The organism is Streptococcus sp. CF7_Ac1-12, from assembly GCF_024295905.1.
GTDB lineage: Bacteria > Bacillota > Bacilli > Lactobacillales > Streptococcaceae > Streptococcus > Streptococcus mitis_AP.
This window is the reverse complement of the sequence record NZ_JANCPG010000002.1, coordinates 89,946-107,491: the sequence shown is the minus strand read 5'-3', so window position 1 is coordinate 107,491 and position 17,546 is coordinate 89,946. Positions and strand designations below refer to the sequence as shown.

Sequence of the window (17,546 nt, the reverse complement as noted above, 5' to 3'; positions counted from 1 at the left end):
AAATAGTATAGTATGAAAGTATAAGGTTAGTATATATGAAACGTTCTCTCGACTCTAGAGTCGATTATAGTTTGCTCTTGCCAGTATTTTTTCTACTGGTTATTGGCGTAGTGGCTATCTACATAGCCGTTAGTCATGATTATCCAAACAATATTCTGCCCATTTTAGGGCAGCAGGTCGCCTGGATTGCCTTGGGGCTTGTGATTGGTTTTATCGTCATGCTCTTTAATACAGAATTTCTTTGGAAAGTGACCCCCTTTCTGTATATTTTAGGCTTGGGACTCATGGTCTTGCCGATTGTCTTTTATAATCCAAGCTTAGTTGCATCAACAGGTGCCAAAAACTGGGTATCGGTAAATGGTGTTACCTTGTTCCAGCCGTCAGAATTTATGAAGATATCCTATATCCTCATGTTGGCTCGTGTCATTGTCCAGTTTACCAAAAAACATAAGGAATGGAGACGTACAGTTCTGCTGGACTTCTTATTGATTTTCTGGATGATTCTCTTTACCATTCCAGTCCTAGTTCTTTTAGCACTTCAAAGTGACTTGGGGACGGCCTTGGTTTTTGTGGCTATTTTCTCAGGAATCGTCTTGCTATCAGGAGTTTCTTGGAAAATTATTATTCCAGTATTTGTGACTGCTGTAACAGGAGTTGCTGGATTCTTAGCCATTTTTATCAGTAAGGACGGTCGGGCTTTTCTCCATCAACTGGGAATGCCGACCTACCAAATCAACCGTATTTTGGCTTGGCTCAATCCATTTGACTTTGCCCAAACTACCACTTACCAGCAGGCTCAAGGGCAAATCGCGATTGGGAGTGGTGGCTTATTTGGTCAAGGTTTTAATGCTTCTAATTTGCTTATCCCAGTTCGAGAGTCGGATATGATTTTCACGGTCATTGCAGAAGATTTTGGCTTTATTGGCTCTGTTCTTGTTATTGCTCTTTATCTCATGCTGATTTACCGTATGTTAAAGATTACTCTTAAATCAAACAACCAGTTCTACACCTATATTTCCACAGGTTTGATTATGATGTTGCTCTTCCACATTTTTGAGAATATCGGTGCCGTTACTGGATTGCTTCCCTTGACTGGGATCCCCTTACCGTTCATTTCTCAAGGTGGATCGGCTATTATCAGTAACTTGATTGGTATTGGCTTGCTTTTATCGATGAGTTACCAGACAAACTTAGCTGAAGAAAAGAGCGGAAAAGTCCGATTCAAGCGGAAAAAGGTTGTATTAAAACAAATCAAATAAGGAGAAAATCATGGTTAAAGTAGCAGTTATGTTAGCTCAGGGCTTTGAAGAAATTGAAGCTTTGACAGTTGTGGATGTTTTGCGTCGTGCAAAAATTACTTGTGATATGGTAGGATTTGAAGAGCAAGTGACAGGTTCGCATGCAATCCAAGTCAGAGCAGATCGTGTCTTTGATGGTGATTTATCAGACTATGACATGATTGTCCTTCCTGGAGGGATGCCAGGTTCTGCACATTTGCGTGACAACCAGTCCTTGATTCAAGAATTGCAAAGCTTCGAGCAAGAAGGAAAGAAACTGGCAGCCATTTGTGCGGCGCCGATTGCCCTCAATCAAGCAGGAGTATTAAAAAACAAGCAGTACACTTGTTATGACGGTGTTCAAGAGCAAATCCTTGATGGGCAATACGTCAAGGAAACAGTAGTGGTAGATGGTCATTTGACAACCAGTCGAGGTCCCTCGACAGCTCTTGCCTTTGCCTATGAGTTGGTGGAGCAACTAGGCGGAGATGCAGAGGGTTTACGAACCGGAATGCTCTATCGAGATGTTTTTGGTAAAAATCAGTAAAACGGGAGTTAACCTCTCGTTTTTTTATGTGGAAAACTCAGGGAAATCATCGCTTTTTTAACGAAAAAATGGTATAATGAAAGCTATGAAATATCACGATTATATCTGGGATTTAGGTGGAACTTTACTGGATAATTATGAAACTTCAACAGCTGCATTTGTTGAAACATTAGCGCTGTATGGTATCACACAAGATCATGACAGAGTCTATCAAGCTTTAAAGGTTTCTACTGATTTTGCGATTGAGACTTTCGCTCCCAACTTAGAACATTTTTTAGAAAAGTACAAGGAAAATGAAGCCAGAGAGCTTGAACACCCTATTTTATTTGAAGGAGTTTCTGACTTATTGGAAGACATTTCAAATCAAGGTGGGCGTCATTTTCTGGTCTCTCATCGAAATGATCAGGTCTTGGAAATTTTAGAAAAAACCTCTATAGCAACCTACTTTACAGAAGTGGTGACTTCTAGCTCAGGTTTTAAGAGAAAACCAGATCCTGAGTCCATGATTTATTTAAGAGAAAAGTATCAGATTAGCTCTGGCTTAGTCATTGGTGATCGGCCGATTGATATTGAAGCAGGGCAAGCTGCTGGACTAGCTACCCACTTGTTAACCAGTATCGTGAATTTAAGACAAGTATTAGACATGTAAGAAAAAGGAATAAGATGACAGAAGAAATCAAAAATCTGCAGGCACAGGATTATGATGCCAGTCAAATTCAAGTTTTAGAGGGCTTAGAGGCTGTTCGTATGCGTCCAGGGATGTATATCGGATCAACCTCAAAAGAAGGTCTTCACCATCTAGTCTGGGAAATTGTTGATAACTCAATTGATGAGGCCTTGGCAGGATTTGCCAGCCATATTCAAGTTTTTATTGAGCCAGACAATTCGATTACTGTTGTCGATGATGGGCGTGGTATCCCAGTAGATATTCAGGAAAAAACAGGTCGACCTGCCGTTGAGACCGTCTTTACTGTCCTGCACGCTGGAGGAAAGTTTGGCGGTGGCGGATACAAGGTCTCAGGTGGTCTTCACGGAGTGGGATCTTCAGTAGTTAATGCCCTTTCCACTCAATTAGACGTTCATGTCCACAAAAACGGGAAGATTCATTATCAAGAATACCGTCGTGGTCATGTTGTTGCAGACCTTGAGGTGGTTGGAGATACGGATAAAACGGGAACAACAGTTCACTTCACACCGGACCCAGAAATCTTCACTGAAACAACAACATTTGACTTCGATAAATTAAATAAACGAATTCAAGAGTTAGCCTTTTTAAATCGTGGTCTTCAAATTTCAATCACAGATAAGCGTGAAGGTTTGGAACAAACCAAGCATTACCATTATGAGGGTGGGATTGCTAGCTACGTTGAATATATCAATGAGAACAAGGATGTAATCTTTGATACACCAATTTACACAGACGGTGAGATGGATGATATCACGGTTGAAGTAGCCATGCAGTACACAACGGGTTACCATGAAAATGTCATGAGTTTCGCAAACAATATTCATACCCATGAAGGTGGAACGCATGAACAAGGTTTCCGTACAGCCTTGACACGTGTTATCAACGATTATGCTCGTAAGAATAAGTTGCTTAAAGACAATGAAGACAACTTAACAGGGGAAGATGTCCGCGAAGGATTAACTGCAGTTATCTCAGTTAAACACCCAAATCCACAGTTTGAAGGACAAACCAAGACCAAACTGGGAAATAGCGAAGTGGTTAAGATTACCAATCGCCTTTTCAGTGATGCTTTCTCTGATTTCCTCATGGAAAATCCACAGATTGCCAAACGTATCGTTGAAAAAGGAATTTTGGCTGCTAAAGCTCGCGTGGCTGCTAAGCGTGCGCGTGAAGTCACTCGTAAAAAATCTGGTTTGGAAATTTCCAACCTCCCAGGGAAACTAGCAGACTGTTCTTCTAACAACCCTGCTGAAACGGAACTCTTCATCGTCGAAGGAGACTCAGCTGGTGGATCAGCCAAATCTGGTCGTAACCGTGAATTCCAGGCTATCCTTCCAATTCGCGGTAAGATTTTGAACGTTGAAAAGGCAAGTATGGATAAGATTCTTGCTAATGAAGAAATTCGTAGTCTTTTCACCGCGATGGGAACAGGATTTGGCGCAGAATTTGATGTTTCAAAAGCTCGTTACCAAAAACTCGTTTTGATGACCGATGCCGATGTCGATGGAGCCCACATTCGTACCCTTCTTTTAACTTTGATTTATCGTTATATGAAACCAATCCTAGAAGCTGGTTATGTTTATATTGCCCAACCACCAATCTATGGTGTCAAGGTTGGAAGCGAGATTAAAGAATACATCCAGCCAGGTGCAGATCAAGAAATCAAACTCCAAGAAGCTTTAGCCCGTTATAGTGAAGGTCGTACCAAACCGACCATTCAGCGTTATAAGGGGCTAGGTGAAATGGACGACCACCAATTGTGGGAAACAACCATGGATCCAGAACACCGCTTGATGGCTAGAGTTTCTGTGGATGATGCTGCAGAAGCAGATAAAATCTTTGATATGTTGATGGGGGATCGAGTAGAGCCTCGTCGTGAATTTATCGAAGAAAATGCCGTCTATAGTACACTTGATGTCTAAAAAATCGGGAGAAGTAGTTCCCTTGGTCTAAAAAATATGATATAATCATTACGATTGTTTCAAGTTAAAAAGGAGTTTAATATGTCTGGTAGTCTAGTAGTATATCTTATAATTGCAATTGCAATTATATTGCTGATTTCATATGCTATAGCAATTTATGTACGGAAACGCAATGAAAGTAAATTAGCAATTTTAGAAGAGAAAAAAGAAGAGCTGTACAATCTTCCGGTTAATGATGAAGTCGAAGCTGTAAAAAATATGCACTTGATTGGACAAAGTCAAGTGACTTTCCGTGAATGGAACCAAAAATGGGTTGATCTATCTCTTAACTCTTTTGCCGATATCGAAAATAATCTTTTTGAGGCAGAAGGCTATAACAACTCATTCCGTTTTTTCAAGGCCAGTCATCAAATTGACCAAATCGAGAGTCAAATTACCTTGATTGAAGAAGATATTGCGGCAATTCGTAATGCCTTGGCAGATTTGGAAAAACAAGAGTCTAAAAATAGTGGACGTGTTCTGCATACCTTGGACTTGTTTGAAGAGTTGCAACACCGAGTGGCTGATCATTCTGAAGAATATGGCCAAGGTTTATCTGAAATTGAGAAACAATTGGAAAATATCCAATCAGAGTTTTCTCAGTTTGTTACTTTAAACACTTCAGGTGACCCAGTAGAAGCTGCTGTGATTTTGGACAATGCTGAAAACCATATCTTAGCTTTGAGTCATATTGTTGACCGCTTGCCAGCGATTGTAAAAACATTATCTAAAGAGTTACCTGATCAATTGGAAGATTTGGAGGATGGTTACCGTAAGCTTTTAGATGCTAACTATCATTTTGCTGAAACGGATATTGAATCTCGCTTCCAATTGCTTTATGAAGCTTTGAAGAAAAACCACGAAAATATTGCACAATTAGAGTTGGATAATGCTGAGTATGAAAATACTCAAGTTCAAGAAGAAATCAATGCACTCTATGATATCTTTACACGAGAAATCGCTGCTCAAAAAGTAGTAGAAGGTTTAGTTGCAACACTTCCTACATATTTGAAACACATGAAAGATAGTAATGCTGTTTTAGTGGAAGATATTCAACGATTGAGTAACAATTACCTACTATCTGAAACGGATGTTAGTCATGTTCACAGATTACAAGCTGAGTTAGAGTCTTTGGAAGAATCAGTATTGGAGTTAACTTCTGAACAAGAGGAACATTCTGAGCCTTATTCATTGCTTGAAGAACGTTTAGAAAACTTACAAGCGACTTTGAAAGAAATTGAAGATGAACAAGTTGCAGTTAGTCAACGTCTTGCTCAGATTGAAAAAGATGATATCAATGCTCGCCAAAAGGCAAATGTTTATGTTAATCGTCTTCACACAATTAAGAGATATATGGAAAAACGCAATCTTCCAGGTATTCCTCAGAATTTCTTACAGTTGTTCTTTACAGCAAGTAACAATACTGAAGAGTTGATGGCTGAACTAGAAGAAGCTCGGGTCAATATCGAAGCTGTGAACCGGATGCTCGAAATTACAACAAATGATATGGAAGAACTTGAAGAAGAAACTTATAATATTGTTCAATATGCAACGTTGACAGAACAATTACTACAGTATTCGAACCGTTACCGCTCATTTGATGAACGAATTCAAGAAGCCTTTAATGAATCATTAGAAATTTTTGAAAAAGAATTTGATTACCATGCTTCATTTGATAAGATTTCGCAAGCTTTGGAAGTTGCAGAACCTGGTGTAACTAACCGTTTTGTGACTTCATACGAAAAGACACGTGAGACTATTCGTTTCTAATATAATAAAAAAGATTTGGTTCTGTGAGAAGCAGAACCAAATCTTTTTTATTTATTCATTGTTTTTAAAAAAGCCCAGTTACCAATTGATCTTGATCCGTATTTTAAATCCATAAATTCTAGTAGAATATAATCGTTTTTTTCGTAGAATGAGGCATTTCTAGCTGTATTAGTTATGAGACCCAAGTTCTTACAGCCTTTTGATTTAACATAGGGTTCAATCCCTTGTGTCAGAAAAGTACTGCCTATTCCCTGTCCCTTACTTTCTATATTGACAGCTAAAGCCATCAAATACCAATCAAACTCTCCTGATTGTTCTAAATGCTTCTTAGAACGTTTTACAAAGTCAAAGTATTTAAGGAGATTTTGTGGTCGAATGTAGCGAAAAATGTTTGTTCCACCATTTCGTAGATAGGATAGTATACAGAAATCCTTTTGTTGCAAAAGGGCAACTGCTAGTAATTCTCCATCTTGTTCCGCAACTAAACAGTTTCCTTTTTTAATATAGACTCTAGTAAGCAGAATTTGCAATATTTCTACAAAAGCAGGATAGGAGTCAGGTTTCTTCAAATCGTCTTTTAAAATTGTTAAAAAGGGATAGTCAAGAAAGGAATTGGCTAATAATTTTCCAATTTTTTCGCTTTCTTCAATTCTTGCCTCTCTATATATGATGTCTCCCATGTTTGTCTCCTTAATTATCTATAAAATCTTGTATGATAAGATTTCAAGATAAAAAATTGGAGATGATCCAAAAAGCAAGTTAGAACCTCGTTTTCTACTATAAGGTCCAAAAAGCTTTTTAAACTCTCCAATTTTTTATTTGGTTGGAATCGAAATTCCAATTAATTTTTCTGAATAGAGGGTTTTGATATTGGCTTCATCAATAGAGTCCTTATCAATTTTACGTTTCAAGAAAAATTCTTGAATGGCTTCGATTTCAGGTTCGCGGATAGCGCGGTGTTTGTTTGAGATGAGGATTTCATAGTGAAGCGGAGCTTGGGTAAAAATAACATCTGTATTACCTGCAGAATAAACCTCAACAAGGGTTGCATCTGTACTTTCTAGCTGGCTTTTTACCAGTTGCGAGTGTGAGTTTGTCGTATTGATAAGCTTCATAACATTTCCTCCGATTTTCTAATTCTATTATAGCACTTTTTGAATAAAGTAGCTTGATTTAGTCAATCTTATGCTGTTTTTTCCAAGATTGGATTGCCCATTTATGGCTACCACGTTTGAGATTTTCAATAGCCTCGTCAATAGGGAACCAGGCGATATGATTAAAGTCTTCTAGTGGCTTTTGCACTTCTTTGAAAGAAGTCGCTTCATAGAGGTAGGCAGGATTGTAGTAGTAGGTGTCACGATGACGAGAGTAGAAATATTCGTCAGCTTGTCCGTAATAGGCACCAATTTCAGCTGTGAAGCCAAGCTCTTCAATCAATTCACGTTTTAGGGCTTCTTGATGATTTTCACCTGCTTCAATTTCACCACCAGGTAAGAACCAAGCGCCATTAGGTGCTTGAACAAGAACAATTTGTTTTTGTTCAGCATCAGGGATAACTGCATATACGCCATAGCGTGACACATAGTCTGTATTTGCTTTCTTTTCTCCGAAAGTTGGGTTTGCCATTGCATTTTCCTCATTATCTAGTATCGTTATTATTATCATAATGGACAAAGGGCAAGCTGTCAAGAAATTACAGTTATTTTAGTAAAAAAGAAGCAGAAAAATTTCATTTTCTACTCCTTTTCTATAGGATTTATACTTCTTTTTCAGAAGTCTTTACTTCAGCTTTTTTGGCAGATTTGATTTGAATGTTACCCTTGCTGGTCATCACTGCCTTGAGGTCTTTTTCGCTTGGATTTTCAAGGTAGTAGTCAGTGATTGCGTCCTCAATATAGTCTTGAATAGTACGACGAAGTGGGCGCGCCCCCATTTTTGGATCATAACCGAGGTCAACCAATTTTTCCTTGACCTTGTCAGTTACATCCAAATGAATGTTGTTGCTAGAAAGGCGCTTGTTAACATCTGCTAGCATGAGCTCGACAATCTGAAGGAGGTTATCTTTGCTGAGAGCCTTAAATTCGATAATACCATCAAAACGGTTCATAAACTCTGGGCTAAAGAAGTTACCGAGTTCACCAAGAATAGAGTTGGTACGTCCTTCGCGAGCTGCCCCGAAACCAACGCTGGCTTCGGCCTTACCTGTACCTGCATTTGAAGTCATGATGATGATGGCATCCTTGAAGCTGACGGTACGTCCTTGCCCATCTGTCAAACGACCATCGTCTAAGACTTGTAGAAACATGTGCATAACATCTGGATGGGCTTTTTCCACTTCATCCAAGAGGATAAGTGAGTAGGGATTACGGCGGACTTTTTCAGTTAATTGCCCAGCCTCATCGTAGCCAACATAACCTGGAGGGGCGCCGACCAACTTAGCTACACTGTGTTTTTCCATGTATTCACTCATGTCAAAGCGAATCATGCTGTCAGCAGAACCAAAGAGTTCGATAGCTAGTTGTTTGGAAAGTTCTGTCTTACCGACACCAGTTGGTCCGACGAAGAGGAAGCTTCCGATTGGACGATTAGGGGTCCCAAGTCCGACACGATTACGGCGAATGGCCTTGGCAATCTTATCGACAGCATCGTCTTGCCCAATAACATGAGACTTGAGGTCTTCGGCTAGATGGATGAGTTGAGATTGTTCTTTCTCTTTTAAATCACCAACAGGGATATTGGTTTTCTGCTCGATAATGTGCTCAATGGTTTTTTCACTGATGATAGGAGTATCCTGGTCTGTGACCTTTTTCTTTTGCATTTCCTTATACTTGGCAATCTGGTCGCGGAAGTAGGCGGCCTTCTCAAAATCTTCCTCTCGTGTAGCTTGAGATTTAAGATTTTCAGCCTCAATCAAGCGTTGATCAATTACTTTAGGATCCACAAAATTCAAGGTCAAGTTCATCTTAGAACCAGCTTCATCTAGGAGGTCAATGGCCTTGTCAGGCAAGAAGCGATCTTGGATGTAGCGATTGGACAGAGTTGCAGCTGCTTCAATTGCAGCATCGGTATACTGAACGTGGTGGTAGTCTTCGTATTTCTTTTGAATTCCTTTGAGGATAGTAATTGTTTCCTCCACTGTTGGTTCATCGACCTTAACTGGTTGCATACGGCGCTCTAAGGCTGCATCCTTTTCAATGATACGGTATTCATTGAGGGTAGTAGCGCCGACCAGTTGCAGTTCCCCACGAGCAAGGGCTGGCTTGAGGATATTTCCTGCATCCATATTGCCATCGCCCGCAGAACCCGCACCGACTATTTCATGGATTTCATCGATAAAGAGAATGATGTCCTCACGTTTGCGAATTTCTTCCATGAGTTTTTGCATGCGTTCTTCAAATTGTCCACGGATACCTGTTCCTTGGACCAGGCTAACTACATCAAGACGGATGACCTGTTTGCCTTGTAGTTTATGTGGAACGTCGCCATCAACGATTTTCTGAGCTAGACCTTCGACAACGGCAGTTTTTCCGACACCAGGTTCACCGATAAGAACAGGATTATTCTTGGTTCTGCGATTGAGAATTTCGATGACACGGATAATCTCATCGTCGCGCCCAATAACGGGGTCAATATCTCCACGACGGGCAATTTCAGTTACGTTGATACCAAATTCTTCCAGCAGGCCTTTTTCTTGGCTTGGTGGAGGAGTTTGAGCAGGTCCACGATTTTGGGAACCATAACCGCCATTTCCACCGTAACCTCCACCTGATTGGGTTGGGAGAGTCGGTGGAGTGTTGTTAGAAGGTCTAAAATTGTTTAGGTCATTGAAGAAATCACCAAAGGGATCAAAGTCACGATTGTTCAGATCCGTAATACCTTTAAAGAGGCTATTGTTAGGATCTGTTTTGATAATCTTATAACAGTTTTGACAGAGGTCAATTTGTTTTTGCTTTCCATTGAGATTGGTATAAAGATGAATCGTTGAGTCATTGATTTTACAGTTTTGACAAAGCATACATCTACCTCATTTCTTTCTTTAGCTTGAATTGTCAAAAGGTCAATAATAGTCAAATTTCTATACTCTCATTATAACAGGATTGGGGTGTAAATCAAGTAAAAAGATTGCAGCTTTGAGAAGTTGCTACAATGAAAATTTTTGAGATTTTAGGGAATAAAAAAATCCTATTTGTGAGACAAAAAGGATTTTGGTTAGACATGCAGGGTGTAATCCCAGCTTGTTTTGTATTAGTAAAGGAGTTCGTAAATCTCCATTGCAATCAAGTCAATGCTATCAAACGTATAAGTTTCGCGAGCTTCGACATCACGAAGGGTGAAGATTGAGCCGTTTTCTTCGTCGTGGCTGTATGCAACTTCTGCAACAACAACTCCTTCGCGTTCAAAATTACGTTTTAAATTTCCGCCGTCTTTTGCCATTGCTTCAAGGCGGTTGATGATTCTAACCAAATGTGATTCCATTTTGATTCTCCTTCATTTCTTATCGTTACTATTTTACCATAAAGGAGGCCAACTTGCCTAGAAAAAACTAAGATTTCTCGCTAATTCTACTAGCTTAAAGTTTTTTTGAATAAATCGGATTAAAAGTTTGAATTTTAATTCAATTCATGTTATAATCATACAGTATTCTATTTTAGAAAGCAGTGTGACTATGAATTTTTCTTTTTTACCTAAGTATTTACCTTATTTTAACTATGGGGCTGTCGTGACGGTTCTCATTTCTATCTGTGTTGTCTTTTTGGGAACCATTTTGGGTGTTGTCTTGGCTTTTGGGCAACGTTCAAAGTTTAAACCGCTTGTTTGGCTGGCCAACTTGTACGTTTGGATTTTCCGTGGGACGCCGATGATGGTTCAGATTATGATTGCCTTTGCCCTTATGCATATCAATGCTCCGACTATTCAAGTTGGGATTTTGGGTGTTGATCTTTCTCGCTTGATTCCAGGGATTTTGATTATCTCTATGAACAGTGGTGCTTATGTTTCTGAGACTGTTCGTGCCGGAATCAATGCGGTTCCTAAGGGGCAGCTAGAGGCGGCTTATTCGCTAGGGATTCGTCCTAAAAATGCCATGCGTTATGTGATTTTGCCACAAGCAATCAAAAATATTTTGCCAGCATTGGGGAACGAATTTATCACCATTATCAAGGATAGTTCCCTCTTATCAGCTATCGGTGTTATGGAGTTGTGGAACGGAGCTACAACAGTTTCTACAACAACCTATCTACCTTTAACACCACTTTTATTTGCAGCCTTTTATTACTTGATTATGACCTCTATTTTGACAGTGGCCTTGAAAGCTTTTGAAAAACGTATGGGACAAGGAGATAAGAAATAATGACAGAAACCTTGATAAAAATTGAAAATTTACATAAATCCTTTGGAAAGAATGAAGTATTGAAGGGCATCAACCTCGAGATTAAACGTGGAGAAGTTGTCGTTATCATCGGTCCTTCGGGAAGCGGGAAATCTACCTTGCTTCGTTCTATGAATTTGTTGGAAGAAGCAACCAATGGGAAGGTTATCTTTGAGGGAGTTGATATTACGGACAAGAAGAATGACCTGTTTGCCATGCGTGAGAAGATGGGCATGGTTTTCCAACAATTTAATCTCTTTCCTAATATGACTGTGATGGAAAATATCACCTTGTCTCCTATCAAGACCAAAGGTGAGAGCAAGGAAGTTGCAGAGAAGAGAGCTCAGGAACTTTTGGAAAAAGTTGGTTTGCCAGATAAGGCAACTGCTTATCCACAGAGTTTGTCAGGTGGTCAGCAACAGCGGATTGCTATTGCGCGTGGTTTAGCTATGGAACCAGATGTTTTGCTCTTTGACGAGCCAACTTCAGCCCTGGACCCTGAAATGGTAGGTGAAGTGTTGGCTGTTATGCAAGACCTAGCCAAGTCAGGAATGACTATGGTTATCGTAACACATGAGATGGGATTTGCCCGTGAGGTGGCAGACCGTGTTATCTTTATGGCAGACGGTGTGGTTGTTGAAGACGGAACACCTGAACAGATTTTTGAACAAACCCAAGAACAACGGACTAAAGACTTCTTGAGTAAGGTTTTATAAGTTAGCTTTGTGGAGCTATTTGTAGCTAGCTTTACATGTAAAGTATAGATGAATGAAAAGCTCGAACTGAGCTTTTTCTTATAGTTTGAAACTATAAGATAGCCTAGGAAAGAAGTGTTAGAGGGGATTAGCAGTTTTTGGTATAATGGAAGATATTTGAAAGAAAAGAGAAGTGATATGACACAGATTATAGATGGGAAGGCTCTAGCAGCTAAGTTACAAGGACAGCTGGCTGAAAAGACTGCAAGATTAAAGGAAAAAACGGGGCTAGTACCTGGTTTGGTAGTGATTTTGGTTGGGGACAACCCTGCGAGCCAAGTCTACGTTCGAAATAAGGAACGTTCTGCCCTTGCGGCGGGATTCCGTAGTGAAGTTGTGCGAGTTCCAGAAACCGTTACCCAAGCGGAATTGTTAGACTTGATTGCCAAATATAATCAAGATCCAGCTTGGCATGGGATTTTGGTTCAGTTACCATTACCAAAACATATTGATGAAGAGGCAGTTTTGTTGGCCATTGACCCAGAAAAGGATGTGGATGGTTTCCATCCTCTAAACATGGGGCGTCTCTGGTCTGGTCATCCAGTCATGATTCCTTCTACACCTGCAGGGATTATGGAAATGTTCCATGAATACGGGATTGACTTGGAAGGTAAAAATGCGGTCGTTATCGGTCGTTCCAATATCGTTGGAAAACCCATGGCTCAGCTTCTGTTGGCAAAAAATGCGACAGTAACCTTGACTCACTCACGGACTCATAATCTTGCCAAGGTGGCTGCTAAAGCAGATATTCTGGTGGTCGCAATCGGTCGTGCCAAGTTTGTGACTGCTGACTTTGTGAAACCAGGTGCGGTTGTCATTGACGTTGGGATGAACCGAGATGAAAATGGCAAGCTTTGTGGGGATGTTGATTATGAGGCGGTTGCACCACTTGCCAGCCATATCACGCCAGTTCCTGGAGGTGTTGGTCCTATGACCATTACTATGCTAATGGAGCAAACTTATCAAGCAGCACTTCGGACATTGGATAGCAAATAAGAGAAAAATCGCTTAAGATAGTGTATTTTCTATAGCTATATCTAAAATGGCAGACATGAATATTAAATTTTCGATATAAGATTACAAAAGGAGGTCTGCGCCTCCTTTTTGTTGTATAATGGAGTGAGGTGATTAGATGATTTTAAAAATTTATAATGGGGAATATAGTTTACAATGGGATGGAATATACTACTTAGCACTAATTTATTATCCAAATATTCAAGAGTGGGAATTAGAAAAAATTGCTAAATTTATAGCTTACGAAAAACTTCATAAACGTCAAACAAGTATTGAGTGTGCTGATTCTTGTTTAAAAAAAGAAATTTTAGATTACATCTGTCAGCATCCCTTTTTTCCACCATTTACCCCTACAGATAAAAGAGTAGCCTCAACTTATGATCTACATAAGAGGTTAGTGACTTCAGACTACTGTAGTCATACTACGACTATAGATGCAGCGATTTCTATCTTTAAAACAGGTCAGCTCTTATCTGCTGTGAAAGCCTTTGGGCGAGATGCTGAGGAGTTGGTTTTGGATAGTCGAAATGCTGCATCGGATCCGATAGATTATTTTGACTATGTCATGTTAGGGTGGTCAAATACAAGTTCTGGTTATCGATTAGCAATGGAGCGTTTATTAGGTCGAGCTCCTTCAAAGAAAGAATTACAAGACAAGTTTATTCCTGGAGTGAGTTTTCATTTTATCTATACAGATTTAATTAAAGTTACTGGTTATATTTTTGATGGCTACCATGTTGCAAAAATTAAGGACATGGTGAATTTATTTAGTGAGTTGTATATTTGCATTATTCCAACTCATAATAAGAGCCAATTTGAAAATATTATTCCAACTAAAATACAAGATAGGGTGCATTATCTTGACTATGCTGGAGAAGACTTAGAAGAGTGGACTAAGAAAGTCTATCAAGTTGTTTTAAAACAATCAGATAAAGGATAGTTGAGGAAAAAACGATGAAAGTTATTGATCAAACCTTACTAGAAAAAGTCATTATTGAACGTTCTCGTGCAAGTCATAAAGGAAACTACGGTCGTTTGCTGTTGCTAGGTGGTACCTATCCTTATGGTGGTGCCATCATCATGTCTGCTTTGGCAGCTGTAAAAAGTGGAGCTGGTTTGGTGACTGTTGGAACAGATAGGGAAAATATCCCGGCTTTGCACAGTCATTTACCTGAGGCTATGGCCTTTTATCTGCAAGACCAGCAGTTGTTAAAAGAGCAATTGGAGAAGGCAGAAGTTGTTTTGCTGGGGCCTGGTTTACGAGATGATTCTTTTGGAGAAAATCTAGTAAAACAAGTCTTTGCTAGTTTAAAAAAGAATCAGATTTTGATTGTAGACGGAGGGGCCTTAACCATCCTTGCTAGGACAAGTTTGTCGTTTCCATCTAACCAGCTTATCCTAACTCCCCACCAAAAAGAATGGGAAAAATTATCTGGAATTACGATTGAAAATCAAAGCGAAGATGCAACAGCTAGTGCCCTGACTTCTTTCCCTCAAGGAACAATTTTGGTAGAGAAAGGTCCAACTACTCGTATTTGGCAAGTTGGCCAATCTGATTATTACCAGTTACAAGTTGGCGGTCCCTATCAGGCGACTGGGGGAATGGGAGATACTCTGGCTGGGATGATCGCAGGATTTGCAGGCCAATTCCGACAGGCCAGTCTCTACGAACGTGTGGCAGTAGCAACCCATCTTCATTCAGCCATAGCCCAAGAACTATCTCAAGAACATTATGTGGTCTTGCCGACGGAAATCAGCAGTCTTCTTCCCAAAAAAATGAAAAAAATATCTCAAAAAGGCACCTGATAGTTCAGGCGCCTTTATATCTTTTAGAAAAATCCTTTAATCTTTCCAACGAGGCCATCTAGACCTTCAGAACCAGAAATCAACTGCTGAGCTTGAGAGAAGTATTCTCCAAGTTGGTCTTGATTTTCTGCAACAAATGTTTTTGCAGCTTCGAAATCTTTTGTTTCGATTAATTCTTTTACTTGGTTAAACAAATCTAATGGGTTCATCTTATTTCTCCTTTTCTGTACTTAACTATTTAATCATCTTTATGATAAAAAATCAACTGTTGTTGCTTTTGGCTAGGACCTGTTTTTATCTACAAGTTCTCATAACTAAGATTCTAACTACCAAAACAAGGTGGACATAAAAATAAAAATGTTCGGTTTTTTCTAGTGTATCCATGAAATAAAAACGGATACATGTTATAATAGAAATAGCTCTTTAATGGAGGTGTTTGAGTGGAAAATCTGAAGAAAATGGCAGGTATCAAGGCTGCTGAATTTGTCAATGATGGGATGGTTGTCGGACTGGGAACGGGTTCTACTGCCTACTATTTTGTCGAAGAAATTGGTCGTCGTATCAAGGAAGAGGGATTGCAGATTACAGCAGTAACAACTTCTAGTGTGACTAGTAAACAGGCTGAAGGTCTTAAGATCCCACTCAAGTCTATTGACCAAGTGGATTTTGTCGATGTGACAGTCGATGGGGCGGACGAAGTGGATAGTCAGTTTAACGGAATCAAAGGCGGTGGAGGTGCCCTTCTCATGGAGAAGGTTGTGGCAACGCCCTCAAAAGAATACATTTGGGTGGTGGATGAAAGCAAGATGGTAGACAAACTAGGTGCTTTTAAATTGCCAGTAGAAGTGGTTCAGTATGGCGCAGAACAGGTTTTTCGTCGTTTTGAGCGAGCTGGCTATAAACCAAGTTTCCGTGAAAAAGACGGCCAACGTTTTGTGACTGATATGCAGAATTTTATCATTGACCTTGCCTTGGATGTCATTGAAGATCCAATTACTTTCGGACAAGAATTGGACCATGTCGTTGGCGTCGTGGAGCACGGCTTGTTCAACCAAATGGTGGATAAGGTCATCGTTGCTGGACGAGACGGGGTTCAGATTTTAACTTCAACAAAAGCAAGATAACTAAAATAATAAGGAGATACACTATGTCAAAATTTAATCGTATTCACTTGGTGGTACTAGATTCTGTAGGAATCGGTGCTGCACCAGATGCTAATAACTTTGTCAATGCAGGGGTTCCAGATGGAGCTTCTGACACACTGGGACACATTTCTAAAACAGTTGGTTTGAATGTGCCAAATATGGCTAAAATCGGTCTAGGAAATATTCCTCGTGCAACTCCTCTTAAGACTGTACCGGCAGAAAGCAATCCAACTGGATATGCAACAAAATTAGAAGAAGTATCTCTTGGTAAGGATACTATGACTGGACACTGGGAAATCATGGGACTCAACATTACTGAGCCTTTCGATACTTTCTGGAACGGATTCCCAGAAGAAATCTTGACAAAAATCGAAGAATTCTCAGGACGCAAGGTTATTCGTGAAGCTAACAAACCTTACTCAGGTACAGCTGTTATCGATGACTTTGGACCACGTCAGATGGAAACTGGGGAGTTGATTATCTATACTTCGGCTGACCCTGTTTTGCAAATTGCTGCCCACGAAGATATTATTCCTTTGGATGAATTGTATCGTATCTGTGAATACGCTCGTTCGATTACCCTTGAGCGCCCAGCCCTTTTAGGACGTATCATTGCCCGCCCGTATGTAGGTGAACCAGGTAACTTCACTCGTACTGCAAACCGTCGTGATTTGGCCGTATCTCCATTTGCCCCAACTGTTTTGGATAAATTGAATGAAGCTGGTATCGATACTTATGCTGTTGGTAAAATCAACGATATCTTTAACGGCGCTGGTATCAACCATGACATGGGTCACAACAAATCAAACAGCCACGGAATTGATACATTATTGAAGACCATGGGACTTGCTGAGTTTGAAAAAGGATTCTCCTTCACAAACTTAGTTGACTTTGATGCCCTTTATGGACACCGTCGCAATGCTCATGGCTACCGTGATTGCTTGCATGAGTTTGATGAACGCTTGCCTGAAATTATCGCAGCCATGAGGGAGAACGACCTTCTCTTGATTACTGCGGACCATGGAAATGACCCAACCTATGCAGGAACAGACCACACTCGTGAATATATTCCATTGTTGGCCTATAGCCCTGCCTTTAAAGGAAATGGTGTCATTCCAGTAGGACATTTTGCAGATATCTCAGCGACAGTTGCGGATAACTTTGGTGTTGAAACTGCCATGATTGGGGAAAGTTTCTTAGATAAATTGGTATAAG

18 protein-coding genes are annotated in these 17,546 nt (G+C 40.0%); 12 read left to right on the top strand and 6 right to left on the bottom strand.

Translation table 11 applies throughout. From position 1 onward, the window contains the following. Nucleotides 1-35 precede the first annotated feature (35 nt). The 5 genes from NMM17_RS01625 to ezrA all read left to right on the top strand — a co-directional run bounded on the left by NMM17_RS01625 (nt 36) and on the right by ezrA (nt 6,243). The gene (locus NMM17_RS01625; RefSeq protein WP_000830649.1) at nt 36-1,259 is read left to right on the top strand and encodes an FtsW/RodA/SpoVE family cell cycle protein; all 1,224 of its coding nucleotides are present in this window, start codon (nt 36-38) and stop codon (nt 1,257-1,259) included. A gap of 10 nt (nt 1,260-1,269) precedes the next feature. After that, the gene (locus tag NMM17_RS01620) at nt 1,270-1,824 is read left to right on the top strand and encodes a DJ-1 family glyoxalase III (RefSeq protein WP_000241393.1); all 555 of its coding nucleotides are present in this window, start codon (nt 1,270-1,272) and stop codon (nt 1,822-1,824) included. An 85-nt stretch (nt 1,825-1,909) separates the two neighbouring features. After that, a complete protein-coding gene (locus NMM17_RS01615) occupies nt 1,910-2,473 on the top strand; it encodes an HAD family hydrolase (RefSeq protein ID WP_025171434.1) in 564 nt (187 codons plus the stop codon). A gap of 14 nt (nt 2,474-2,487) precedes the next feature. After that, complete coding sequence (gene gyrB / locus NMM17_RS01610) at nt 2,488-4,434, top strand: DNA topoisomerase (ATP-hydrolyzing) subunit B (RefSeq protein ID WP_049534471.1); 1,947 nt, start codon at nt 2,488-2,490, stop codon at nt 4,432-4,434. Nucleotides 4,435-4,515: 81 nt separating this feature from the next. Further along, nucleotides 4,516-6,243, top strand: a complete 1,728-nt coding sequence (gene ezrA / locus NMM17_RS01605) for a septation ring formation regulator EzrA (RefSeq protein ID WP_254753716.1) — start codon at nt 4,516-4,518, stop codon at nt 6,241-6,243. A 47-nt stretch (nt 6,244-6,290) separates the two neighbouring features. Here the strand turns inward: ezrA and NMM17_RS01600 are convergent, their stop codons facing one another. From NMM17_RS01600 to NMM17_RS01580, 5 genes are all read right to left on the bottom strand, one after another. Further along, nucleotides 6,291-6,923 carry a GNAT family N-acetyltransferase gene (locus NMM17_RS01600; protein ID WP_254753715.1) on the bottom strand — a complete coding sequence of 211 codons (633 nt, stop codon included), beginning with the start codon at nt 6,921-6,923 and terminating at the stop codon, nt 6,291-6,293. A gap of 135 nt (nt 6,924-7,058) precedes the next feature. After that, the gene (locus tag NMM17_RS01595) at nt 7,059-7,358 is read right to left on the bottom strand and encodes a DUF1827 family protein (protein ID WP_000767189.1); all 300 of its coding nucleotides are present in this window, start codon (nt 7,356-7,358) and stop codon (nt 7,059-7,061) included. Between the two features lie 58 nt (nt 7,359-7,416). Then, entirely contained in the window at nt 7,417-7,869 is a 453-nt protein-coding gene (locus NMM17_RS01590; RefSeq protein WP_020902950.1) for an NUDIX hydrolase, read from the bottom strand. 130 nt (nt 7,870-7,999) lie between these two features. Continuing rightward, on the bottom strand, nt 8,000-10,258 hold the full coding sequence (locus NMM17_RS01585) for an ATP-dependent Clp protease ATP-binding subunit (RefSeq protein WP_254753714.1): 2,259 nt from the start codon (nt 10,256-10,258) through the stop codon (nt 8,000-8,002). 230 nt (nt 10,259-10,488) lie between these two features. Continuing rightward, nucleotides 10,489-10,719, bottom strand: coding sequence for a DUF1797 family protein (locus tag NMM17_RS01580; RefSeq protein ID WP_000443570.1), 231 nt, complete (start codon nt 10,717-10,719; stop codon nt 10,489-10,491). Between the two features lie 190 nt (nt 10,720-10,909). Here NMM17_RS01580 and NMM17_RS01575 point away from each other — a divergent pair, with 190 nt between their 5' ends. The 5 genes from NMM17_RS01575 (at nt 10,910) to NMM17_RS01555 (ending at nt 15,186) form a co-directional block, all read left to right on the top strand. Beyond that, a complete protein-coding gene (locus NMM17_RS01575) occupies nt 10,910-11,593 on the top strand; it encodes an amino acid ABC transporter permease (protein WP_001011642.1) in 684 nt (227 codons plus the stop codon). Then, a complete protein-coding gene (locus tag NMM17_RS01570) occupies nt 11,593-12,327 on the top strand; it encodes an amino acid ABC transporter ATP-binding protein (RefSeq protein ID WP_084929995.1) in 735 nt (244 codons plus the stop codon). The genes NMM17_RS01575 and NMM17_RS01570 overlap by 1 nt, the downstream gene beginning before the upstream one ends. Before the next feature lie 177 nt (nt 12,328-12,504). Further along, nucleotides 12,505-13,362: a bifunctional methylenetetrahydrofolate dehydrogenase/methenyltetrahydrofolate cyclohydrolase gene (locus NMM17_RS01565; RefSeq protein ID WP_254753713.1), complete on the top strand. Its 858-nt coding sequence runs from the start codon at nt 12,505-12,507 to the stop codon at nt 13,360-13,362. Nucleotides 13,363-13,498: 136 nt separating this feature from the next. Beyond that, nucleotides 13,499-14,320: a phosphate ABC transporter ATPase gene (locus tag NMM17_RS01560; RefSeq protein ID WP_254753712.1), complete on the top strand. Its 822-nt coding sequence runs from the start codon at nt 13,499-13,501 to the stop codon at nt 14,318-14,320. Between the two features lie 14 nt (nt 14,321-14,334). After that, a complete protein-coding gene (locus NMM17_RS01555; RefSeq protein WP_254753711.1) occupies nt 14,335-15,186 on the top strand; it encodes an NAD(P)H-hydrate dehydratase in 852 nt (283 codons plus the stop codon). Nucleotides 15,187-15,209: 23 nt separating this feature from the next. Here NMM17_RS01555 and NMM17_RS01550 read toward each other — a convergent pair whose 3' ends face one another. After that, on the bottom strand, nt 15,210-15,395 hold the full coding sequence (locus NMM17_RS01550) for a hypothetical protein (protein WP_001068557.1): 186 nt from the start codon (nt 15,393-15,395) through the stop codon (nt 15,210-15,212). Nucleotides 15,396-15,626: 231 nt separating this feature from the next. Between NMM17_RS01550 and rpiA the strand changes: the two genes are divergently transcribed. Continuing rightward, a complete protein-coding gene (gene rpiA, locus NMM17_RS01545) occupies nt 15,627-16,310 on the top strand; it encodes a ribose-5-phosphate isomerase RpiA (RefSeq protein ID WP_000429282.1) in 684 nt (227 codons plus the stop codon). A 23-nt stretch (nt 16,311-16,333) separates the two neighbouring features. After that, a complete protein-coding gene (locus NMM17_RS01540) occupies nt 16,334-17,545 on the top strand; it encodes a phosphopentomutase (protein ID WP_254753710.1) in 1,212 nt (403 codons plus the stop codon). Nucleotide 17,546 lies beyond the last annotated feature (1 nt).